At 74.6% G+C, this 22560-nt stretch carries 17 protein-coding genes, 1 tRNA gene and 1 pseudogene; 3 read left to right on the forward strand and 16 right to left on the reverse strand.

Annotated elements, in window-relative coordinates; translation table 11 throughout:
• Positions 1-107 precede the first annotated feature (107 nt).
• The 4 genes from EES43_RS20680 to EES43_RS20695 all read right to left on the reverse strand — a co-directional run bounded on the left by EES43_RS20680 (position 108) and on the right by EES43_RS20695 (position 4977).
• Positions 108-2846 (reverse strand): outer membrane protein assembly factor BamB family protein, encoded by a 2739-nt coding sequence (locus EES43_RS20680; RefSeq protein ID WP_124270084.1) that lies wholly within the window; start codon positions 2844-2846, stop codon positions 108-110.
• An 87-nt stretch (positions 2847-2933) separates the two neighbouring features.
• Complete coding sequence (locus tag EES43_RS20685; protein ID WP_124270085.1) at positions 2934-3209, reverse strand: hypothetical protein; 276 nt, start codon at positions 3207-3209, stop codon at positions 2934-2936.
• A gap of 4 nt (positions 3210-3213) precedes the next feature.
• Positions 3214-3990: a TetR/AcrR family transcriptional regulator gene (locus EES43_RS20690; RefSeq protein WP_124270086.1), complete on the reverse strand. Its 777-nt coding sequence runs from the start codon at positions 3988-3990 to the stop codon at positions 3214-3216.
• 51 nt (positions 3991-4041) lie between these two features.
• Positions 4042-4977, reverse strand: coding sequence for an AurF N-oxygenase family protein (locus EES43_RS20695; protein ID WP_124272083.1), 936 nt, complete (start codon positions 4975-4977; stop codon positions 4042-4044).
• Positions 4978-5284: 307 nt separating this feature from the next.
• On the opposite strand from EES43_RS20695, the gene EES43_RS20700 reads away from it, so the two are divergent.
• On the forward strand, positions 5285-6391 hold the full coding sequence (locus EES43_RS20700; protein ID WP_124270087.1) for a ferritin-like domain-containing protein: 1107 nt from the start codon (positions 5285-5287) through the stop codon (positions 6389-6391).
• A gap of 24 nt (positions 6392-6415) precedes the next feature.
• Here EES43_RS20700 and EES43_RS20705 read toward each other — a convergent pair whose 3' ends face one another.
• The 9 genes from EES43_RS20705 to ligD all read right to left on the reverse strand — a co-directional run bounded on the left by EES43_RS20705 (position 6416) and on the right by ligD (position 17010).
• On the reverse strand, positions 6416-7543 hold the full coding sequence (locus EES43_RS20705) for an amidase family protein (protein WP_124270088.1): 1128 nt from the start codon (positions 7541-7543) through the stop codon (positions 6416-6418).
• Positions 7544-7584: 41 nt separating this feature from the next.
• The gene (locus EES43_RS20710) at positions 7585-9042 is read right to left on the reverse strand and encodes a penicillin-binding transpeptidase domain-containing protein (protein ID WP_124270089.1); all 1458 of its coding nucleotides are present in this window, start codon (positions 9040-9042) and stop codon (positions 7585-7587) included.
• Complete coding sequence (locus EES43_RS20715) at positions 9039-10418, reverse strand: FtsW/RodA/SpoVE family cell cycle protein (RefSeq protein ID WP_124270090.1); 1380 nt, start codon at positions 10416-10418, stop codon at positions 9039-9041. The genes EES43_RS20710 and EES43_RS20715 overlap by 4 nt, the downstream gene beginning before the upstream one ends.
• Before the next feature lie 134 nt (positions 10419-10552).
• Positions 10553-11050 (reverse strand): SH3 domain-containing protein, encoded by a 498-nt coding sequence (locus tag EES43_RS20720; protein ID WP_124270091.1) that lies wholly within the window; start codon positions 11048-11050, stop codon positions 10553-10555.
• 116 nt (positions 11051-11166) lie between these two features.
• Positions 11167-12537, reverse strand: a complete 1371-nt coding sequence (locus EES43_RS20725; protein ID WP_124270092.1) for a sensor histidine kinase — start codon at positions 12535-12537, stop codon at positions 11167-11169.
• Positions 12534-13244 (reverse strand): hypothetical protein, encoded by a 711-nt coding sequence (locus EES43_RS20730; protein WP_124270093.1) that lies wholly within the window; start codon positions 13242-13244, stop codon positions 12534-12536. The genes EES43_RS20725 and EES43_RS20730 overlap by 4 nt, the downstream gene beginning before the upstream one ends.
• A 130-nt stretch (positions 13245-13374) precedes the next feature.
• On the reverse strand, positions 13375-13677 hold the full coding sequence (locus EES43_RS20735) for a zinc-ribbon domain-containing protein (protein ID WP_124270094.1): 303 nt from the start codon (positions 13675-13677) through the stop codon (positions 13375-13377).
• A complete protein-coding gene (locus EES43_RS20740; protein WP_124270095.1) occupies positions 13674-15842 on the reverse strand; it encodes a HEAT repeat domain-containing protein in 2169 nt (722 codons plus the stop codon). The genes EES43_RS20735 and EES43_RS20740 overlap by 4 nt, the downstream gene beginning before the upstream one ends.
• Before the next feature lie 277 nt (positions 15843-16119).
• Positions 16120-17010: a non-homologous end-joining DNA ligase gene (gene ligD / locus EES43_RS20745; RefSeq protein WP_124270096.1), complete on the reverse strand. Its 891-nt coding sequence runs from the start codon at positions 17008-17010 to the stop codon at positions 16120-16122.
• Between the two features lie 78 nt (positions 17011-17088).
• On the opposite strand from ligD, the gene EES43_RS20750 reads away from it, so the two are divergent.
• Together EES43_RS20750 and EES43_RS20755 are read left to right on the forward strand one after the other, a co-directional pair.
• Complete coding sequence (locus tag EES43_RS20750; RefSeq protein ID WP_124270097.1) at positions 17089-18321, forward strand: non-homologous end joining protein Ku; 1233 nt, start codon at positions 17089-17091, stop codon at positions 18319-18321.
• Positions 18322-18584: 263 nt separating this feature from the next.
• A complete protein-coding gene (locus EES43_RS20755; RefSeq protein WP_124270098.1) occupies positions 18585-20237 on the forward strand; it encodes a serine/threonine-protein kinase in 1653 nt (550 codons plus the stop codon).
• Positions 20238-20257: 20 nt separating this feature from the next.
• Here the strand turns inward: EES43_RS20755 and EES43_RS20760 are convergent, their stop codons facing one another.
• The 3 genes and pseudogenes from EES43_RS20760 to EES43_RS20765 form a co-directional block, all read right to left on the reverse strand.
• Positions 20258-21769: a hypothetical protein gene (locus EES43_RS20760; RefSeq protein WP_124272084.1), complete on the reverse strand. Its 1512-nt coding sequence runs from the start codon at positions 21767-21769 to the stop codon at positions 20258-20260.
• Between the two features lie 395 nt (positions 21770-22164).
• Positions 22165-22374: pseudogene (locus EES43_RS31475) on the reverse strand (hypothetical protein); the annotation flags it as partial.
• 60 nt (positions 22375-22434) lie between these two features.
• Positions 22435-22506: transfer RNA gene (locus EES43_RS20765), tRNA-Arg, on the reverse strand.
• Positions 22507-22560: the final 54 nt, after the last annotated feature.

The raw sequence follows: 22560 nt of genomic DNA on the forward strand, positions 1-22560 counted from the left end.
GTAGCGCGCGCCGTGCGCGCTGTCGCCCGGACGGCGCGCGACCGATCCCCTCTCCGGGCGTCCCCTCCGGGCGGGCCCTCCGGCCGGCCCTGCGGGCCGCCGGGTCCTCAGGCCGCCGGGAAGGCGTAGAAGGAGCGGTCCCGCTGGACGACGACCGTCGTGCCGACCGTCAGCACGCGGTACGGAGCGCTCACCGTGGCCCCGGCCGGCTCGGCCGCCCCGATGTCCTGGAACTTCCACAGCCGCCGCCCGTCGGCTGCGGCGAAGGCGGTGACCTGTGTGGCGTCGGCGGCGAACAGCGTCTTCCCGCCCGCGCTCAGGGTGATGGAGGGGGCGTTGCCGGGGCCCGGAACCTCCGTGGAGCGCCGCCAGATGACCCGCCCGCTCTTCCGTTCCACCGCGCCGACCCGCTGGCCGCTCTCGGTCGTGTGGATCAGGGGGCCGGCCACCACCGGGCGTCCGAAGACCGAGCCCTCGGAGCCTTCGACCCGCCACAGCGGCTTGGCCGTGTCCGCCTCGAACGCCTGGAGATCCGCGCCCACGGCCCCGTACAGCCGGCCGTCCTCGTCGCCCGTGATCCCGGCGGCGGGGGAGACCCTGCCGTACCGCTCGGTCCACAGCGGCTTGCCGGTCTTCTGGTCGAACGAGCGGATGGAGCCCTTCCCCTTGGCCGCCCGGACGTCCGCCGCCGTGAGGGTCGCCGCCTCCTGCCGTACGAGGAGGTCGCCGGAGCGCTCCGCGACCAGGCTGTAGGCCGGCGTGCCGGGAGCCCGGCCCGCGGGCACCCGCGTACGCCACAGCTCCCGGCGGCGGACGATGTCGTAGGCGAAGAAGTACGCCCGCACGACCTCTTGGTCCTTGCCGCGCTTCTTGCCCTTCTCGGGCTTCGGGGCCTTCACGGTCACCGTGTGCGAGCCGGTGAACCAGACGACGGGCCCGGACTGCCCCGCCACCCGCCCGACCCGCAGGCCCGGCAGATCGGCGAACCCGTCCGCGTACCGCACCCGGCGCGTGACCGTCCCGTCCTTCGGCGACAGCCACAGGAACTCCGTCGGGCTCGCCACGAAGCACAGCGCGCCGCCCGCCGCCAGGGCTGCCTGGCCACCGGCGGCGTCGGCGCGCTGCCACACCCGCTCGCCGGTCCGCAGGTCGATCGCGCTCGCCCGGCTCTCGCTCGTCACGATCAGCAGCCTGTCCTGCCACAGCGCGGTGGTGAGCGGGGGAGCCTCGGACGCCGGGTGCCGGTGGATCCAGCGCGGCTCGGGGGCCTGGCCGGGCAAGGTGCGGCGCGGCTTCGGGGCGGGGCGTTCGGCGGTGGCCGCCGCCGTGTCGCCCGAACCGAGCGCGGCGACCGCGCCGCCGCCGACGATCAGCCCGCCGACCGCCGCCGCGCCGGTGATCAGCAGGGCCCGGCGACCGGCCGCCGGATCGGGGACCGGCGCGGGGGCGGGCGGCAGCGGCAGCGACACCATCGGCCCGGCTGCCGGTCCTCCCGGTCCTCCTGGCCCGCCCGCGCCGCCCGCGCTCGGGCCGGTCGCGGCCGGCAGGGCTGCCGCCGGATAGGGGGCCGGGCCGCCGTGGCCCTGGTGCGGCACCGCGGCGGTGTTCGCCGCCACGGCGCTGCCCGCCGGGGCCGCGAGGGGGACAGGCGGCGCGGAGCGGGCCGGGACCAGTGCGGCGGACTCCCCGCCGGGGGCGGCGGCGGGCTCGCGCGGCGGGGTGAACTGTCCCGGGACCAGCACGGCGGGCCCGCCGTCCGGGGACGGGGCGGGCTCGTGCGGCAGGGCGAGCTGCGTCGTCGCGCGGTCGGTCCGGGGCGGCTGGAGGCCCGTGGCGAGGAAGCGGGTGGCGTCCCCGCCTTCGCCGGGGGCGCTCGCGCCCGGCGAACCGCCGCCGTCCACCGCCTCCCGAGGCGTCTCCCGAGGCGTCTCCAGGGCCAGGACCCGCGCCTCCTGGTCCGCCACCGCGGCGGCCAGCCGGTCGGGCAGCCACCCGCCCCGGGCCAGGCCCGCCGCACCCTCCAGGGCGAGTTCGGCGGCGACCGTGCCGGCGGTCGGCCGCGCGGCCGGGTCCTTGGCCAGGCAGCCGGCGATCAACGCCCGCAACGCGTCCGGTACGGCGTCCAGTCCGGGCTCGTCCCGGGCGATCCGGCGGGCGGCCTCCTCGGCCGGGCCGCCCGTGAACGGCGTCGTCCCGGTCGCCGCGTACGCCAGCAGCAGCCCCAGCACGAAGAGATCGGACGGCGTGCCGACCTCCCTGCCCTCGATCTGCTCCGGCGTCAGATAGCCGAGGCGCACCGAGAGCTGTCCGCCCGGCTTCGCCTCCGCCGCCGCTGCCGCCCCCAGCGGCCCGAACGCGGTGAGCCGGGGGCCGTCCGCGGCGAGCAGCACCGTGTCCGGGGCGAGGCCCTGGAGCACGGATCCGGCGGCGTGCACCCGGGCCAGGATCTCGGCGACGCCCGCGCCCAGTATCCGCAGCGGGCGCTCGGGCAGCGGACCGGCGATCCGGACGGCCTCGGCCAGCGGCAGCGCGGGCACGTAGGCGGTCGCGGTCCACAACGGGCCCGGACCGTCCTCGGCCGCGCCCGCCTCCGGGCCGTCGCCGGTGTCCAGGGGCGACGCCACCCAGCCGCCCGCCAGCCGCTCGGCGATGCGGGCCTCCGCCAGGAAGCGACGCCGGAAGGCCGGTACGGCGGCGAGCGCGGGGCGCGCCGCGGTGACCACGGCGGGTTCGCCGGTGCGGGAGTCCCGCGCCGCGTACCGTACGGCGCTCGCGCTCTCGTGGAGGCGGGCCAGCGCGGTGAAGCGGCCGAAGCGGCGTGGATCGTCCTGACGCAGCGCCTCCATGGCGCACCCCCCTTGTGACCGTCCTCGGCACCTGAGCGTCGATCTTAGGGGGTGCCACGCCGGCCGGGCCCCGGTCCTCCGCTCCGCTCAGCCGCCGCTCGCGGGCTTGCTCCAGGGCCACTTGAGGGTGCGGCGGGGCCTGCCGCCGGGCACGTAGGCGTACACCCAGCCCCGTTGCAGGCCGAGCCGCTTCGTATAGCCGGCCGGGACCCGCTCGTAGGTGTGCACGGTGGCGGGCGCGCCGTCGGGGGAGGGGACGGGGACCTCGTACCACTTCGGCGGATGGCCGGTGAGCCCGAGCAGTACGGGCAGCACGCGGCCGTCCAGGGGGCCGCCCCGGAAGGGGGTGTTCTCGCTCTTCACCCGGTCAGTCTGCCGCAGCGGGTCCAGGGAGCAGGTGCGCCGCCTCCGCGACGACCGGGATCACCCGCTCCGCCAGCCGTCCCGCCGGTCCGTCGGCGGACTCCAGGGCGAGCAGGTCCGCCATCACCGACGCCGTCTCCGGGTCGGTCGCGGCGGTGGCGGCGAGGAGCGCGACGAGGTGGTCGACCAGCCAGCCGCGCAGTTCGTCGGCCGGGGGCTGCTTCCGCTCGTCCAGCCAGATCAGCGAGGCCGCCTCGACCGCCGCGATCCAACTGCGCACCATCATCCGCAGCCGGGGGCCGGCGGGCCGCTCGCCGGGCGGGCCGATCCGGCCGAGGTGGCGCAGGATCTCCTCGGCCGCCGCCCGCCGGACGCCGTCCACGATCGTCGTCGTACGGGACGTCTCCACGACGCTGCCGCCGCGCAGCAGGGCGCTGAACCCGGTGTCGTGCTCGTCGACGAAGCGGAGGTAGCGGTCCAGGACCCGGCCGACCCGCTCGGTCGGCGGGCCCTGCGGCGGTTCGGTGAAGCACAGCTTCAGCTCGTCGGCCGCCGAACCGAGCGCCGCCTCGTACAACTGCTGCCGTCCGCCCGGGAAGTAGCGGTAGACGAGCGGCCGGGACACCCCGGCCGCCACCGCCACCTCGTCGAGCGAGACCTCGTCGGGGGCCCGGTGGGCGAAGAGGCCGAGCGCCGCGACGAGGAGTTGGGCGCGGCGCTCCTCGACACTGAGCCTGCGGTACGCGCGGTGCGGCGGCGGGGCTGCGGCGGTGGAGGTCATGGCACCGAGCTTAGGGGGCGTCCCGTCAGGGGGCGTCGCACGAGCGCCGCCTCAGGCCAGCAGTCCGGAGCTCCGCCACAGCCTGCGGCCCACCCCGTTCAGCATGCCGATGTCGTCGAAGAAGTCGGTCAGCCGTTTCGCCCCGGACTGCATGACCTCGGTGCGGTGGCCGCTCGCCCGCACCTGTGCGACGGCCTCGCGGCGGTCGAGGCCCACGTTCTCGTACACCAGCGGGTTGACGAAGCAGGTGGCGAAGACCCGGGCCGACTCGCCGCAGCTGACGCGGGTCAGCTCGCGCTCCCAGCGGGGGGCCGTCACCATCTGGCGGCGCAGCTCCTCGCGGGCGTACCGGACGTGCCGCGCCTCCTCGACGACGTGGATCCGGGTCACGCCCCGCACCAGGGTCTGGACCCGCTCGTCCGGGAAGGTCAGCCGCTGCATCCAGTCGAGGATCTCCTCGCCGAGCAGCGTCGCGGCGAACGAACCGGGCGTGGTGGAAACGGACTTCAGCACCCGGGCCAGGTTGTGGTAGACGCGCGGCACCGGGTAGGTGGGTGCGCCGCCCCACTCGATCATGCGGCCGAACATCATCGAGTGCCGGCACTCGTCGGCTATCTCGGTGAGGGCGTAGCGCACGTGGTTGCTGGTCACCGGTTTGTCGTAGACGTGCCGGACCAGCAACTGCATCAGGATGATCTCGAACCAGATGCCGAGGGAGGCGAGTGCGGCCCCCTCGTGCCGCGACAGGTCGAGCCGCTGCTCCTCGGACATGCGGTGCCACATCGGGGTGTCGTAGAGCGAGACCAGCTCCGGCGGCCAGAACCACCTGCCCTCCTCGACCGCCGCGTCCCAGTCGAGTTCGGTGTCGGGGTCGAAGGAGTGCTTGGCCGACGATTCGAGCAGCCGGGCGGCGGTCTGCTCGCGGTCGCGGAGCGGCCCGAGTGCGTCGCGGAGCAGGGTCGCGTCGCGATCGGTCACGGTCGTCACGGTCGTCATGGCGGGGCACCTCACGCTGGGTCGCCGGGAACGGAGTCGCCGGGAACGGGGATTCCGGGAACGGGATTCCGAGAACGGGATGTCAGGGACGGGATACCGGGAACGCGGGGTTACCGGTGGTCGCCTCTTATGAGACTGCTCGTCAGCAAGGCCGTCAATCCCTTGCGCACGACTTGTTGACCCGCCGTCTACCAACGTGTGAACCTGCCGGGGAGGCAGACAGGCAGGCAGCGCACACGCCCAACCAGTGCCGGTGGCAAGGAACTTGTCGATCCCGGCCGAGGCGAAGGAGACGTCCGTGTCGACACATGACCTCTACACCACCGCGCCCCAGGAACCGCTCTGGCAGGTGCCCGCCACCGGAGCGGCCCGGTTCAGCTGGGAGTACGACGACGGCCGCGAACGCCTCCTCGCCCTCTACCAGAAGGGCAAGGACAAGCAGTGGGACGGCAACAAGCGCATCGACTGGTCGCAGGAGGTCGACCCCACCGACCCGCTCGGCACCCCCGACGAAGCCCTCACCCTCTACGGGACACCGCACTGGGACAAGATGACCGAGCGGGACCGGGGCGAGCTGCGCAAGCACTACACCTCCTGGCAGTTCAGCCAGTTCCTCCACGGCGAACAGGGCGCGATGGTCTGCGCCGCCCGGATCGTGGAGTCCGTGCCCGACCTGGACGCCAAGTTCTACTCGGCCACCCAGACCATGGACGAGGCCCGGCACGCCGAGATATACGGACGCTTCCTGCACGAGAAGATCGGCATGCTCTACCCGGTCAACGACAACCTCCAGGGACTTCTCGGCGACACCCTGCGCGACTCCCGCTGGGACATGCCCTACCTGGGGATGCAGGTCCTGATAGAGGGACTGGCGCTGGCCGCCTTCGGGATGATCCGGGACACCACCACCAAGCCGCTGCCCAAGCAGATCCTGGCGTACGTCATGCAGGACGAGGCCCGGCACGTGGCCTTCGGGCGGATGGCGCTGCGCGACTACTACAAGCAGCTCAGCGGCGCCGAACTGCGCGAGCGCGAGGACTTCGTCATCGAGGGCTGCCACCTGATGCGCGACCGGCTCAGCGGGGTCGAGGTCCTGGAGAACTTCGGCATCGGCACACGGGAGGCCAAGGAGCTCTCCGAGCACTCGGAGTTCCTCCAGCTCTTCCGCAGGCTCCTGTTCAGCCGGATCGTCCCGTGCGTCAAGGACATCGGCCTGTGGGGGCCGCGGCTCCAGAAGGCGTACGTCGACATGGGCGTCCTGGAGCTGGGCGACACCGACCTCGACCTGCTCATGTCCCAGGACGAGGAGGTGGCCGAGCAGTTGGACCGCGACCGCTTCGCCGTGGAGGAGCGGGCGCGGGTCGCCGAGGTGGCCGAGGCGATCCGGCAGGGGGACGCGGCCTGACGGTCTGCCCGCCCGCGCGGCCCGTCACCGGAGCGGACCGCCTCCGGTCGGCAGGCGTACGGCGGGCAGCGCCGCCTCCACCGCGCGGGCCATGGCGAGCAGCGGGACGTCCGCGCCGCGGGCCGCCACCAGTTGGAGGCCGACCGGGCAGCCGTCCGGGGTGAACCCGGCCGGCACGCTCGCCGCCGGATGTCCGCTCAGGTTGAACGCCCAGGTCAGCGCCGTCGAGTAGCCGGTACCCGGGCCCTCGTGGCCGTGCGGCCGGTTGGGCGTGGTCGGGGTCAGCAGCAGGGGCGTACGGGCCAGCAGTGCGTCGAGCCGGCCGTCGTTCGCCCGCCGGACCGCCCGCACCCGCGGGTCGTGCGCCGCCCCGCCCCGTACGGCGAGCCACGCCCGCGCCGGATCCAGGAGCACACACGCGTCCCTCACCAGCCGCACGGCTCCCGCCGCCACCAGCCGGTCCACCGCCGCCCGAACCACCCGCGCCACCTGCGGATCCACGTCCGCGAAGCCGAGCTCCGGGCTGTACACGGCGGGCAGCGGCAGCGCGGGCGGGGCGGCCGGCGCGAAACCGTCCAGCACGTGCCGCAGATACCGTTCCGCGCCCGCCGCCGACCGGGCCAGCACTCCGGCCGAGGCCAGCCCGGACCGGTCCGGCGAAGGGAGCAGCCCGTTCGTCGTCTTCAGCCCGAACACCCCGCACCAGGCGGCCGGAATCCGCACCGATCCGGCCCCGTCGCTGCCCGTCGCCAGCTCGACCAGGTCCGCCGCGACCGCCACCGCCGAACCCGCGGACGAGCCGCCCGGCGTCCGGTCCGCACGCCACGGGTTGACGGTGCGGCGGTGCGCGCCCTGCCCCCACGTCTGCCAGACCGTCCCCGGGCCGGGTACGGCGGTCGAGCCGACCGGGACGCCGCCCGCGGCGATCAGCCGGCGGGCCGCGAACGAGCGGATCCCGGCCGGCCCCTTCACCGCGAACGGCAACCCGGCCAGCGGCAGCCCGCGCGCCCCGGGTTCGCGGGCCGACGCCTGCGCGTGCCAGACCTCGACGAACGCACCGAGCGACGGGTCCAGCCGGTCGATCCGCTCCAGGGCCCGCGCCACCGCGGACGGCGCGCCGCTCCCGTCCCCCGTCCCACCGGTCCTCTCCATGGGCCCAGTCTCCCAAGTCCCCCGGTGCGGCGGGCCCGTTCTCAGCGGTCGAGCGCCGCCTCCATCACCGACCGTGCGATCGGGGCGGCGCTGCCGCCGCCGCTGATGTCCGTACGGTCCGCCGAGGCGTCCTCCACGACGACCGCGACCGCCACCGCCGGGCGGCCGGAGTCCCGCGCCTGCGCCCAGGCGATGAACCAGGCGTAGGGCGTACCGGAGTTGTCGAGGCCGTGCTGCGCGGTCCCCGTCTTGCCGCCGACCCTCGCACCGTCGATCGCCGCGTTCGCGCCGGTGCCGTCCTCGACGGCGTCGACCATCATCCGCTGGAGCTGCACGGCCGTCGACGGGCTCATGGGCCGGTCGTAGGACTCCGGTTGCCGCCGGCTGACCGTGTCGCCGTCGTGCGTGGCCACCCGGTCGACGAGGTACGGGCGGCGCAGGTCGCCGCCGTTGGCCACCGCCGCGGCGACCATCGCCATCTGGAGCGGGGTCGCGGTCGTGTCGAACTGGCCGATCGAGGAGAGCGCCAGCTGGTCGTCGCTCATCTCCGTGTCGAAGTTGCTCTTCGCCACCCCCGACGGGATGCGCAGCCCGGTGTCGTTGAACCCGAACCGCTCCGCCGTCTCCACCATCCTCCGCAGCCCGGTCTCCACGCCCAGATGGGCCATCACCGTGTTGCAGGAGACCCGGATCGCCTCGGCCAGCGACGCCTTGCCGCAGCCGCTCGCCTCGTCGGGCAGCGTGGTGGTCGTCCCGGGCAGGACGTAGGGCGAGGGGGTGTCCGTGGCGGCGTCGGCGTCGGTCACCACCCGCGCGTCCAGCGCCGCGGCGGCCGTCACGATCTTGAAGGCGGAGCCCGGCGGATAGGTTTGCCGGATCGCCCGGTTCAGCATCGGGCGGCTCGTGGACGCGTTGAGCCGGGCCCAGGCGTCGGCGACCGCCGAACCGGTTCCCGACAGCCGTTCGGGGTCGTAGGACGGGGTGGAGACGAGGGCCAGGATCTTCCCGGTCGTCGGATCGAGCGCGGCGACCGCGCCCCGCCGCCCGCCGAGGCCGTCGTACGCGGCCCGCTGCATGGACTCCACGACGGTGGTGGCCACATCGCCGCCCGGCTGCCGGCCGTGCGTGAACTCGTTCCAGAAGGGCAGCGGCGCGAGGAGCGGGTCGGTGCCGGAGAGGACCGGGTCCTCGGCGTTCTCGACGAGCGTGGTGCCGTACGTCTGCGAGGCGTACCCGGTGACCGGCGCGTACAGCGGGCCGTGCAGGTAGGTGCGCTCGAAGGTGAGCTGCTCGCCGCTGTCCCGGTTGCCGGTGACGGGGCGGTCGCCGACCAGGATCTCGCCCCGCGGCTGGTCGTAACGGGCGATGCTGTTGCGGCGGTTGGCCGGATTGTCGTCCAGTTCGTCGGCCTGGAAGACCTGGATGCGGGCGGCGTTGACGAGCAGCGCCACCAGCAGCAGGAGGAGCAGCGCGGCGGCCCGCCGGATGTACCGGATCACCGCTCCTCCTCCGCGACCGCCGCGACGACACCCGTCTCCACCCGCTCGGGGGCGGGTCTGCGCGAGACGTCGCTGACCCGGATCAGCAGCGCCACGATGATCCAGTTGGTCACGACGGACGAGCCGCCCTGCGCCAGGAACGGCATCGCCATGCCGGTCAGCGGAATCAGCCCCATCACCCCGCCCGCGATCACGAACACCTGGAGCGCCAGGATCGAGGCGAGCCCGATGGCCAGCAGCCGCCCGAACGGGTCGCGCAGCGCCAGCCCGGCCCGGTAGCCGCGGGCCACCAGCAGCGCGTAGAGCAGGAAGACGGCGGTGAGCCCGGTCAGCCCCAACTCCTCGCCCGCCGTCGCCAGGATGAAGTCCGACTTGGCGGCGAAACCGATCAGGACGGAGTGTCCGGCGCCGAGCCCGGTGCCCAGCATGCCGCCCGCGGCGAACGCGAACAGCGACTGGGCGAGCTGGCTCGGCCCCTGCCCCGCCTCGATCGTGGCGAACGGGTCCAGCCAGTCCTGCACCCGGCTGTGCACATGCGGTTCGAGGGAGCCGACGGCGAACGCCCCGACGGCGGCCAGCAGCAGCCCGACCGCGATCCAGCCGGTCCGCCCGGTCGCCACGTACAGCATGATGACGAACAGTCCGAAGAAGAGGAGCGAGGTGCCCAGGTCGCGCTCCAGGACCAGGACGCCCACGCTCAGCAGCCAGATCGCCACGATCGGGCCGAGCACGCGGCCGGCCGGCAACTGGAGCCTGCCGACCGTGCGGCCGGTGTGGGCGAGCGCGTCGCGGTTGGCGGCCAAATACGCGGCGAAGAACACCGCGAGCAGGATCTTGGCGAACTCGCCCGGCTGGAAGGAGAGCCCGCCGACCCTGATCCAGATCTTGGCCCCGTTCACCGCCGGGAAGAAGATGGGCACGATCAACAGGACCAGGGCAGTGGCCACCGAGAGGTAGGCGTACCGCTGGAGCACCCGGTGGTCGCGCAGCAGTACGACGACGACGGTGAACAGTGCGACGCCGAGGGTCGACCAGATCAGCTGGGTGGGGGCGGCCTGGTCCCTCGGGGTCTCCAGGTCGAGCCGGTAGATCAGCACCAGGCCCAGGCCGTTGAGCAGGACGGCGATCGGCAGCAGCAGCGGATCGGCGTACGCGGCCCGGAAGCGGACCGCGACGTGGGCGAGCAGCGCCAGCATGCCGAGCCCCCCGCCGTAACCGGCGACGTCCGGGGGCACCTCCCCGTTGCGGGTCAGGCCGACGGCCGCGTAACCGTAGACGGAGATGAGCACGGCCCCGACGAGGAGCGAGAGCTCCACCCCGCGCCGCTTGGGCAGGCGCAGCTCGGGCGGGGGAGCGTCCGCCGTCGATCCGGTCATGCCCCGCAACGTAGCAAGAGGCAGGCCCTATTTCCCTTATGTCATAGCGCGTCCCCGTCCCAGCGCGTCCGCCCGCGGAGCCACCGGCGGCGGGCCGGACTCCACGGGCGGACGCGTCATGCGGGGCGGGGCGGTCAGCAGAAGCGCGGCGCCCTGCCGATGTTCTCGATGTAGCGGGCCGAGCCCCACGCCCAGGTGCCGTCGGTCAGCAGGTACCAGCGGGGGTTGCCGTCGACGACGTCGTCGCTGTCCACCTTGCAGAAGATCGAGACGTACTCGCCCTTCCAGACCTTGCCGACGATCCTGCTGCTGCGGGTCGGCCTGTCGCGCAGGTACAGGTACGGGTCGGCGACGACCCGTCCCCGGTACTCGCGCCGCTCCGCCTGGGCGTCGGTCTGCCCCTGCGCCTCGGCCTCCAGGCGCGCCTCGTGCTCGCGCTGCATCTCGGAGGCGGAGAGGTTCTCGGGCGACGGGTCCGGGGCGGCGGCCTCGGCCTGCTGGTCAGCGGCCGGCCCGACGGGCTGCGGGTCGGCGGCCAGGGCCGGGGAGACGGCCGTGAACGCCGCGAGGGCGCCGGTGGCGACGCAGAGACCGATCCGGCGGAGCCGCGAGGGGCGGGAGAGGGGGGACATGCTTCCTCCAGGGGAAGGGAAGGGCGGTGGGGGCGCGAGGCTGGCTCACCCGGCTCGCGGGCGGGGCCGAGCTCGCCCGGCTCACGCTAGGTTCGCCACCCGGGGTCCGCAACGTCTCACTTTGTGTGATGATCGCCCGTATGTGTGCCCTCGGGGTCCTCCGAGCCCGTGTTCCGGCCCGCGTCGCCGTCGTCCAGATCCACGTACTCCGGCAGCGTCAGCCGGGCGAGCGCCCCGCCGTCCGGCGGATTGCGGAACTCCAGCCGGGCCCCGATCGCCGCCGCCTGGCCCGCCGCGATGGTCAGCCCCAATCCGTGGCCCCGGCCTGCGCCGTCCGTGCGAAAGCGCTGCGGGCCGCCCTCCAGCAGGTACGCCGGGAAGCCCGCGCCGTGATCGCGTACGCGCACCACCGCGCCCTCCACGCTCAGCACGACGGGCGGCCCGCCGTGCCGGTGGGCGTTGGTCACGAGGTTGCCGATCACCCGCTCCAGCCGCCGCAGATCGGTCTCGACGAGCGCCGCGCCCGAGACGCGCACCTCGGTCTCCGTCCCCAGCGCCCGCACCACGTGGCGGGCCACCGGGGCCAGATCGTGGACGGCGAGATCGACCTGCTCGGTGCGCGCGTCGAGCCGCGAGATCTCCAGCAGGTCCTCCGTCAGCGCGCGCATCGCCCGCACCCGGTCCCGCACCAGCTCCGTCGGACGCCCCGGCGGCAGCAGTTCGGCGGCGGTCGAGAGGCCGGTCAGCGGGGTGCGCAGCTCGTGCGCGACGTCGGCGGTGAACCGCTGCTCCGTCTGCAGCTTGCGCTGGAGGGCCGAGGCCATCGTGTCGAGCGCGCCCGCCACCGTGGCCACCTCGTCCCGGGCGCGGGCCGGGCGCGCGGTGCGCGGATCGCCGACCCGGGCGTCGAGGTCGCCCGCGCCGATCCGGCGGGCGACCCGGGCGGTCTGGTGCAGCCGGCGGGTCACCCGGCCGACCGCGAACAGCCCGACGACCAGGGTGGCGGCGATGGCGAGCAGTGAGGATCCGGCGATCGCCCGGTCGAGTCCGGCGATCGTGCGCGCGCTCTGGCTGTAGTCCGTCCAGGTGGCCAGCGCCCGCCCGTCCGCCGGGCCCGCCGCCCACATCGCGGGGCCGCCCTGCCCGTCCGGGTCGCCCGGCCGGTGCGGTCCGTCCGCGACGACGGTGCCCCGCTCGCCGCCCACCGCCAGGGCGCGCAGCGAGGCCGGCAGGCCCGCCGGATCGACGCCGGAGCCCGGCGGCAGCGGCTCCCCGGCCTGGTAGGCGTCGGTGACCGTCTCCAGCCGGTCGAGCGCCTTCTCGCGGGCGTTCGCGACCGTCTGCCGGGTGACGCCCGTGTGCACGAGCACGCCGAGCAGGGCGGCCAGCGTGCAGCACATCGCGGTCAGCAGGACCGCCGCCTTCCAGGTCAGGGTCGCGGTCCACGACGGGAGGCGGAACCGGAAGCGGAACCCGCGCCGCCTCATCGCCGCGCCACCGACGGAGCAGGAGGACTCGACGCCTTCCCGGGCCGGCCGGGCACCCGCACGATCTCGTCCCGGGTGGCCAGCATCGCGCCCTGCCGCGCGTCCCAGGACCAGGCCGTTCGGTACTCGTACCCGGCGATCGCCGAGGGCGCGCGCAGGATCAGGTCCCGGCCCGCCAGCTCCACGCTGATCACGGCGTCCGAGGTGGACATGATCCGGGTGAGCGCGCCCCGCTGGGGCGTGTAGGCGCGTACGGAGAGCTGCCGGCCGGGCAGCGTGACGCCGAGGACCAGTTCCTCCCGGCCGTCGCCGGTCAGGTCGCGGTAGTACGGCGGGAGCACCGGGCAGTCACCGGGCGCGGTGCGGCAGGCGCGGATCTCCCGGACGGTCGCCGCGGGCAGTTCGTCCTGGCCGCTGTCGCGGTCGGTCCGTGCCGTCAGCCCGGCCTGCACCACCGCCACCGGATCCAGCCGGCGCACGTCGCCGCCGGGCGCCCGGACCGGGATGCGGGCCGTCTCGCCCTCGCCGTAGTCGTACGGGGCGGCCGAGGCGGGCGGCAGACCGGGCCACAGGCGGGCCGGCTCGACGGCCGACGGCGCGTCCCCTGCGCTCTCCAGCCCACCGGCCGCGCCGCAGCCGCAGAGCAGGGCGAGAGCGGCGACGACGGCCGCGGGGCCGGCCGCGGTCGGGGCGCGGTGCGGACGCACGGCTCGCCCTTCTGCTCGACGACAGGGGCCTACACCCTAAGCCGCCAACCGTGCGCAATGCCCACTTCGTACCCTTACGTCACCGTGCGGCCACGGAGGCGGCGTCGGGCGCGCACGGGCCCCGGGGCGCTCAGCGGCGGTAGGGCTGCTGCCCCGGCTGCTGCGGAGCCTGCCCGAGCGGAGCGCCGTCGCGGCCCCCGGCGTGCTGGGCGAGCAACTGGTCCGCCTGCTCCGCGGATATCTTCTGCTCGCCGCCGCAGAACGTGCACTGCGTCGAGTACTTCGTCGAGAACGGGAAGAGCGGCACGAAGAACAGCGTGAACTTCGTGACCTTCTTCCGCAGCGTGTGGGCGGCCGGATTGCCGCACCAGCCGCACACCATCGTCAGGACGGCCAACTGGTGCAGATAGCCCTTGGTGCCGAAAATGATCATGTCGCGGTCCCTTTCGCCGTCCCCCGAAGCGCCTCCCGGCACAGCGCCAGGAGCCTCTCGTCCTCGTAGGTGTCGTGGCTGCCGTACCCGCCGTCCATCGCGTTATGACGGCGTACGGAGGCCAGCTCGACGCGGAGCGCTCGCGCCGCGGCCGAGCCCGCCCCCACCGGTCCCATCCGTGCCAGGCATTGTGCCACCCGGACGCGCGCGTGCCGGCTCTGCTCCCAGGCGGCCAGCAGCACCTCCGTGCTCTCCGGCTCCCGCCCCGTCACCTCCCACAGGGCGATCGCCGCGTCCACGCGCAGCCACAGCTCGTCGTGGGCCAGCAGCCCGCGCAGCCGGGGCGCCACGGCCGCCGCCCGCGGCCCGAGCGCCCCGAGCGCGGTCGCCGCGGCCCGCCGGTGGTGCACCTGGTCCGAGCCCAGCCCCTCCAGCAGTACCGGAAGCACCGCCTCCGTGTCGCCGGAGACCGCCCACAGGGCTTCCGCCGCCTCCGTCGCCGCCGGCGTCCCCGGGCGGCGTATCAGGCCCCTCAGCTCCGGCTCCGCGCACCGCGCGGCCGGCCCGAACGACCCCAGCGCCCGCAGCGCCGCCGTACGCAGCCACTCGCCCCGGTACTCCGGAGCCCCGCGCAGCACCCGCAGCACCTCCGGGGCCGCCTCGCCGGCCCGCAGCCCGGTCAGCCCGGCGAGCAGCGGATTGGCCCGGTCGTACGCCCCCTCGTCCAGGTCCACCGCGGCGAGCCTGCGCCGCAGCGCCCCGGCGAGCGGCCGGGCCGCCTCCCCGAGGTGCCCGACGGCGAACCCCGCGTCGTGCGGCACCTCCGGCAACTCCAGGGCCGCCGCCAGGGCCGGCACCACCCGCGCGTCTCCCAGCCGGGCCAGCGCCTTCACGGTCGAGCCGAGCCCCGGCGGACCACTGGCCCACGCCTTCACCCAGCCGCCCGGGTCCGCGGCGAGGCGGGCCGCCAGGGCGTCCGCGGCCGGTGCGGCGAGACCGAACAGCTCCTCCAGCACGTGCGAGGCGGCCTCGGCCAGCCGGGGCTCGGGGTCGGCGAGCTGATCGCCGACCAGCGCCACCAGCTCCTCGTACGGGCCGCGCCAGGCCCGGATCAGCCCGCCGCTCATCCGCACGGCGTCGACCCGCTGGCCGCAGTCGGGGCTGCGCAACTGGTCGATGAGCAGCGCCGTACGGTCCCCGACCCGGTCGTCGAGCCCGACGTGCAGGGTGCGCAGCAGATCGGCGGCCCAGGGCGCGGCGCGCCCCGCGCTCTCCTGGGCGGACAGCGACCGCACCTGCCCGACGAGCGTGTCCACCGCGACGTGCTCGGAGCAGGAGACCTCGGCGCCCTGGGCCTGCTCGGCCTCCGGCTCCGCCTCGCCGTCGGCGTCCGGCTCCCGTTCCTGCCCCGGGCCGTGCTCCGGCGGGCCGCCCGGCGCGCGGCGCAGCTCCCGCAGCAGCCCGGAGACCACCGGGACCACGTCGCCGGGCAGCACCTCGGGCGAGCAGCGGGCCAATTGGGCCAGGGCGGCGAGCCGCAGGCCCGGCGGGTGCGCCTGGGCGGCCAGCCGGTTCAGCCAGTCCGCCACCCGGCCCGCCAGCGGGCGGTGCCGCAGCGCGACCCGCCCGGCCGCCTCCACGAGCGCCAGCCGCACCTCCTCGTCCGGCTCCACCGGCAGCCGCTCCCGCAGCAGCGCCAGCACCCGCACCGGGTGCCGGTGCAGGGTGGCGAGCGCCAGCGGGGCGGCCAGCCGCACGCCCGGGTCCTCATCGGCGATCAGCTCGAAGAACACCTCCGCGCCCGCGGTGACGGCCGCCGCCGCCATGGCGTAGTTCGCGGCGCCCTCGATCTCGTCCTCGTCGAACTCGGCCTCGTCGTCCTCGTCCAGGTCGAAGCCGCCGATGCTGGTCAGCAGCTCGACGACGCCGCCCCGGTCCTGCACGCCCGGGTGCACGGCCAGCTCGAACAGGAACGGGATGCACGCGAGCGTGCAGGCGTAGACGTCGCCCTGGTGGTGCACCGCGCCGTACATGCCGTCGAGTGCGGTCTCCCGCTCCGCGGGGTCGGCGGAGGCCAGGCCCCGCAGGAGCGCCGGCACGTCGTCGGCAGGCCCGTAGGCATGCTCCATCGAGGCCCAGTCGACCTCATCGATCCCCGAGAACACGCCATCCCCTCCCCACGACCACGTCGGCGCCCGGACCGGCCGCCCTCGCGCCGAGCCGGTCCGCCACACCCCTGCGGGCGCACCCCGTAGAAAGCGCCTGCGCAGAGTGTGCACCACCGCTCCGACAATCCACCCGCCACTTGTGGCCTTTCCTCGCGCCGTGACCACCTCATGACCTGCTCATGGCGAGATGGGCGGTCGGGAGCTGTGAGCAGCCTGTGTGTTCCGGCCAAACGTCCGCCCGGGACCCGTACGCGGGACGACGGCGGACTCCGCCTCAGGCCGGCAGCGGACGGGCCCTGCGGCGGTCGAGCAGCGGGCCGAGCAGATCGCCGTACCGGTCCAGCCGGGCCGCCATGCCGTCCGCACGGAACACCAGGTCCGCCGGGCTCCGGCAGGCCGCCACCTCGTCCCACGTGACGGGCGCGGACACGGTCGGCTCGGCGGCGGCCCGCAGGGTGTACGGGGTGGCGGTGGTCTTCGCGGCGGCGTTCTGGCTGAAGTCCACGAAGACCTTCCCAGGGCGCAGGGCCCGTTTCATCCGGTCCAGGGCCAGCTCCGGCAGCGCGCCCCGCGCCTCCGCCGCGAGCCGCTTCGCGTACGCGGAGACCCGGGCGGACGGCGTCGGCTCCAGCGGGACGAGCAGATGCAGTCCCTTGGCCCCGGAGGTCTTCGCGCAGGCGGTCAGCCCGTCCGCCGCCAGCCGCTCCCGCAGCCAGAGCGCCACCGCGCAGCACTCCACGGCGGTGGCGGGAGCACCGGGGTCCAGGTCGAACACCATCCGGTCGGCGACCTCCGGGGTGTCCGTGCGCCACTGCGGCGTGTGGAATTCCACCACCAGGTTGGCCGCCCACACCAGCGACGCCAGGTCCTGGACGACCACCTGCCGGGTCTCCTCCTCCTCGTGCCGGGGCATCACCGCGGTCTCCACCCAGGCGGGCGTACCCGGTGGCGGATTCTTCGTGAAGAAGCGCAGTCCTCCGGGCCCGTCCGGGTAGCGCAGGAACGACACCGGGCGGTGCCGGAGGTGGTCCAGGATCGCTCCGGCCGCGACGGCCGCGTAGTAGTGCAGCACCTCGCCCTTGGTGGTCCCGGTGGCCGGATACAGCACCTTGTCGAGGTTGCTGAGCGACAGGCGTCGCCCCTCCACCTCCGTGATGGGCGTCATACGATAAGAATCACACGAAATTCTCCCTAAGCGCCTTGAGCGTCCCAAAGTTTCCTGAGCGTCCAAAAGGGGTGAACGGTGAGGTCCATATGGAACGGCGCGATCTCCTTCGGGCTGGTGAGCATTCCGGTCAAGCTGATCAACGCCACGGAGAACCACGCGGTGAGCTTCCGGCAGATCCACCTCGCCGACGGCGGCCGTATCCGCTACCGCAAGGTCTGTGAACTGGACGAGGAGGAGGTGGGCGGGGCCGAGGTCGGCAAGGCGTACGAGGACGCGGACGGGACGATGATCCCGATCACCGACGAGGACCTGGCCCAGCTCCCGCTCCCCACCGCCAAGACGATCGAGATCGTCGCCTTCGTGCCCGCCGGCGCGATCGATCCGCTCCAGATGGACGCGGCGTACTACCTGTCCGCCAACGGCGTTCCGGCGGCCAAGCCGTACACGCTGCTGCGCGAGGCGCTGAGGCGGAGCGACAGGGTCGCCGTCGCGAAGTACGCGCTGCGCGGGCGCGAACGGCTCGGGATGCTCCGGGTCGTCGACCAGGTGATCGCCATGCACGCGCTCCTGTGGCCGGACGAGATCCGGGCCCCCGAAGGCGTCGCCCCGGACGCCGGGGTCACGGTCCGCGACGCCGAACTCGACCTGGCGGACGCCTTGATGAACACGCTGGGCGACGTCGATGTCGACGGCCTGCACGACGACTACCGCGCTGCGGTGGAGGAGCTCGTCGCCGCGAAGGCCGCGGGAGAGGAACCGGACCGTGCCGCGTCCGACGACTCCGAGGGCGGCCAGGTCATCGACCTGCTCGCGGCCCTGGAGAACAGCGTCCGGGCGGCGGAGAAGTCCCGGGGCGGCGGGCGGGGGAAGAGCGCGAAGAGCGCCAAGAGCGCGAAGGACGGGGCCGACGGTGGGGACGGCGACGGCGGCATGGCTGACGTGCACCCCATCAGGAAGGAGACCGCGCCCGGGAGGTCGTCGGCGAAGGCGCCGGGGAAGGCGCCGGGGAGAAGGAGCACGGCCAAGAAGACCGCGTCCGCGAAGTCTCCGGCCAGGACGAGCACGGCGAAGAAGTCCACGGCCAAGAAGTCCACGGCCAAGAAGGCGACAGCGAAGAACGCGACGGCGAAGAAGTCCACGGCGAAGAAGTCCTCGGCGAGCAAGTCCGCGACAGGGAAGACCGCCTCCGCGTCGTCCTCGGCACCCTCCTCCTCGTCGTCGTCCTCGGGCAGGAAGCGGACGTCGTCGTCGGCCGGGCGCGGTGACGGCAGGAAGACGGCCACCGCCCACAGACGCAGCTCCGCCTGAGGCCGTAAGCGCCCGGCACGCGCGCCCCGGCCCGACGCCCACACCCCGAACGCCCGCCCCGCCGGGCGCGTTGGCGAACGCCCGCTCCTCCGCAGCGCGTTGGCGAACGCCCGCCCCACCGCCGCGCGTTGGCGTACGGCGCACGGACGCGGCGCGGCGGCGCGCGGAACGAGGCCGGCGGAGGCCCGGTGCGGATCGGCGCGGGGCCCGGCCGACGCCGCCCCGCCTGTCGGCTGTCGTACGCCCCCCGTACGCTACGGCGCATGAGCGCTCAGACCCCGTCCGAACGGGTCATCGACGGCCGCTTCACGCTCGTGGAGCGGCTGGGCAGCGGCGGCATGGGCATGGTCTGGCGGGCCCGCGACCTGGCCCTGCACCGCGACGTCGCCCTCAAGGAGGTGCGGCCCCCGGACCCCGCGCTCGCGGACTACGACCCCGAGGGCGCCCGCACCCTGCGCGCCCGGGTGCTGCGCGAGGCGCGCGCCCTCGCCCGCCTCGACCACCCCAACGTGGTCACCGTCCACCACATCGTCGATCCCGGCGAGGACGCCTACCCCTGGATCGTGATGGAGCTGGTGCCCGGCTCCTCCCTCCACGACCGGCTGGCCGAAGGCCCCATGGCGCCGGCCGAGGCCGCCGGACTGGGCCGCGGCATCCTCTGCGCCCTCCGCGCGGCCCACGCCTGCGGTATCCAGCACCGCGACGTGAAGCCCGCCAACGTGCTGCTGCGCACCGACGGTCGGCCCGTCCTCACCGACTTCGGGATCGCCGCGATCCGCGAGTCCACCAGCCTCACCATGACCGGCGCGCTCATCGGCTCACCCGACTACATAGCCCCCGAACGCATCCGCGGCGTCGAGGGCGACCCGTCGTCCGACCTCTGGTCGCTCGGCATGATGCTGTACGTAGCCGTCGAGGGCGTCCACCCGCTGCGCCGGGCCACCACGCTGGCCACCCTGGCGGCGGTGCTGGACGAGGAGATCCCGCCGCCGGTCCGGGCCGGGGCGCTCGCACCGGTCCTGACCGCGCTGCTCACCCGGGACCTCGCGGCCCGTCCCGACGCGGAGACACTGGAGCGGATGCTGGCCGACGCGGCGAACGGCGTCCACGGGGCGGCCCCGACGCCCACCGGTCCCCCGCAGGACTCGTACGCGAGCCCGACCCCGCCGACGCTCGCCGAGAACGAGAATGAGAACCAGGGCGAGGGCGAGCGGCGGAGCAGCCCAGCCCGGCGCACGACGCGGCGGCTCGCCATCGCCTCGTCCGCCGGCGCGGCGGCGGTCCTGGCAGGCGTCGCCCTGTGGGCGGTCGGCCCGCTCTCCCTCGGCGGCGGCGCCGACGACGACCGCCGCACCTCGGCGAACCCGACGGCCGACGGCTTCGGCCCGGCCCCCGCCCCGCCCGCTCCGGCGGCCGGAGGGGCTGCGGGCGACGCGGTGGGCGAGAAGGAAACCGCCCCTGCCGAGAGCCTGTTGACCCCCGCGGGAGCGCGGGCGGCCGTCCAGGCGCTGAAGCCGCTGATGGGCGGCACCGAGGTCACCGACTTCACGCTCTACGACGAGCACGCCTCCGCCCAGGCCCCGTTGAAGTCCAACTCCCGCCTGTACGACCGCTTCAGCTACCGCGACGGCATGGCCAAGAACGACGACATGGGCGGCACGCTCATCTCCGGCGAGAAGCCGGTCGACCTGGAGGACGTCGACTGGGACGCCCTGCCCGCCCTGCTGCGGACGGCGGCCACGACGCTCGACATCCCGCAACTGGAGAGCCGTTACGTCATCCTCGACCCCTCCTCGCCCTTCCACGGCGACCGCCCGGTGCTGCGGGTCTACGTCTCCGACCGGTACGGCGGAGCCTTCCTCACGGCTGACCTGGACGGGCGCGTCATCGAGAAGAACCCGCGCGAGAAGGGCTGACCGCCCGCCGCCGGGCCCCGTCAGCCCCGCGTGCCCGACGCCGGTTCGTACACGTCCGGCAGCGTGGGCAGGTCCAGCCCGAACCGGTCGCGCTCGATGACATAGGTGCAACTGGTGTACGAGTAGCCCGGCTGGACCTTCGACCCCGCGGAGTAGCTGTCCACGCGGGCCGTCGCGCCGGTGCCGTGCTTGTAGAGGAAGTGGTACGAACCGGCCGGGAGCCGGAGCCGCGCCTTCGGGTAGTCCCGGCCGGCCTTGCAGGCGAGCCGCGAACCGCTCGCAGCGCTGTAGCGCTCGCAGCCGCCGCACGCCTTCAGCGTGACGGAGCCGGTGACCGGCCCGGTGTACAGCACCTCGACCGTGTTCGGCGCGTCGTTGCTGATGACCAGGTCCATCCGGGGTCCGCCGGGCCGGCCCGAGGGCGGAAGCCGCCTGCCCGCCGACGGCCGGTCGTCGGCTATCTCGGCCGCGATGGCTATGTCGCGGGCATGCCGCGCCCGCCCGTCGCCCCGGTAGGCGCGGGCGAACCGGGTCAGGGTCTCCCGCGCCTCGGTGAACTTCTTCTCCTCGAACTGGTCGACCCCGCAGGCGTACACGCCGTCCCGCACCCCCCGGTCCGCGTCGGCGCGCAGTGCTGAGACGTCGGCGGCGGGGAGCGCCGAGGCCGTGGCGCCGAGACCGCGCAGCACGTCCATGGCGGCGCACGGCTCGTCGCCCTTCACCGCCGCGACCTGGTCCGCGATCCGCTCGCTGATCGCCGGCCCGACCCGCCGCGCGGAAGCCGACTCGGGGAATGTGCGCAGCAGTTCGCCCAACTCCTCGCCGCCCCCGCCCACGCCGCCGAGCCGCGAGACGCCACAGCCGTACAGCGACTCGGCCAGCGGCTCGTCCGGCCAGTCGGCGAGGCGGCCCAGCAGCTTGCGGCCGACGGTGCCGGGAAGAGTCCGCAGATAGGTCAACGGCGCGACGGCCTCGCAGAGTTGCTTCTTCCGGTACGGAGCGGCCACCGCGTCGTAGTACGCCTTCAGCCGGTCCGGAACGAGCCGGGCCGCCCGCGAGCCGGGATGGTCCTCGGCCAGCCCGCGGTACACGCCGAGCGCGGACGCGTACGCGCCCCGGGCCGAGCCGAACGGCCGGAGCGACGCGGCGGCGACCCGCTCGTCACCGGACTCCAGCCGGTCCAGGAGCATCTGCTCCCGCGCCTCGGCCCGCGCCGAGACGTAGAACGCGGCCCCGCCGACCGGAACGGCCAGCAGCACCACCCCCAGCCCGACCGCCACGGCCGGCCGCCACGCCCGGGCCCTCGGCGAACGGCGGGCGATCCGGGCCCCGTCGGCGGCGGCGAGGCCGAGCACGATCAGATACCCGGCGAGCAGACCGCCGGGCACCCCGTCGGGATCGGCGGGCAGCGCGACCCACAGCAGCGCCGCCGTCGCCGCCCAGCAGACGGCGGCCCGCGCCCACCGCCCGAGCAGCGCGTAACCGAGGCCGAGCCCGGTGAGGTTGAGCAGCGCGACGCCGACGGCCCGCACGGCGGCACCGGTCGGCGGCGGCCCGACGACGGGTGGCCGCGAGGGAGGCGGCGGAACGGCCGCACCGACTCCCGGAGGCGGCGGAACAGCCCTCCCGCTCCCGGGCACCCCGCCCCCGGGCACCCCGCCCCCGGGCACCCCGCCCCCGGGCGGCCCGCCACTTCCGGGTGCGGCTCCACCGTCCGCCGCGCTGTCCGACGAGCCCTCGAACCGATCACCGGACTCCATAACGGTCCCCCCACCGTCGAGCCTCAAGGTCCCTGTGACTCTGCCCGATTCCGTCACGATTCACGCGCGATCGCGACACCGTCCTCCGCAGGTTCCGGCCGTTTCCGAAGAGGCCGAGCTGTTCAGGGAAGCCAGAAGATACGGCGCCATAGAAGGTTCGGGGCGTGCGGTTCGGTGATCGGCTCCATGACGAGTCGGGAGAGCGTCCATTCCAGTGCCGTGCGGTCGATGCGGGGGTGGACCACGTCGACGAGGGTGGCGGCAGAGGTGATCACGCTCACCGGGGCGCCTGAGCGGGCACGTGAAAACCAGGTGCTCGGGTCGGGGAGGTCCGTGGGAAAACGCAACAGCCGGACAGGCAGTGCGTCTTCTCGCATGAAAAAAGGCGCTGACCGGCATTTCTGCTGGTCAGCGCCTCAATGGCACTTCTTGCGAAGTGCCCCCGGCAGGATTCGAACCTGCGCACCCGGCTCCGGAGGCCGATGCTCTATCCCCTGAGCTACGGGGGCGTGTCGCGGTGTTGCTCTGCGACGGGTGAAACACTACCAGCTCCCGCAGGGTGT

Origin of the sequence: Streptomyces sp. ADI96-02 (genome assembly GCF_003846185.1) — a bacterium.
Lineage (GTDB): Bacteria > Actinomycetota > Actinomycetes > Streptomycetales > Streptomycetaceae > Streptomyces.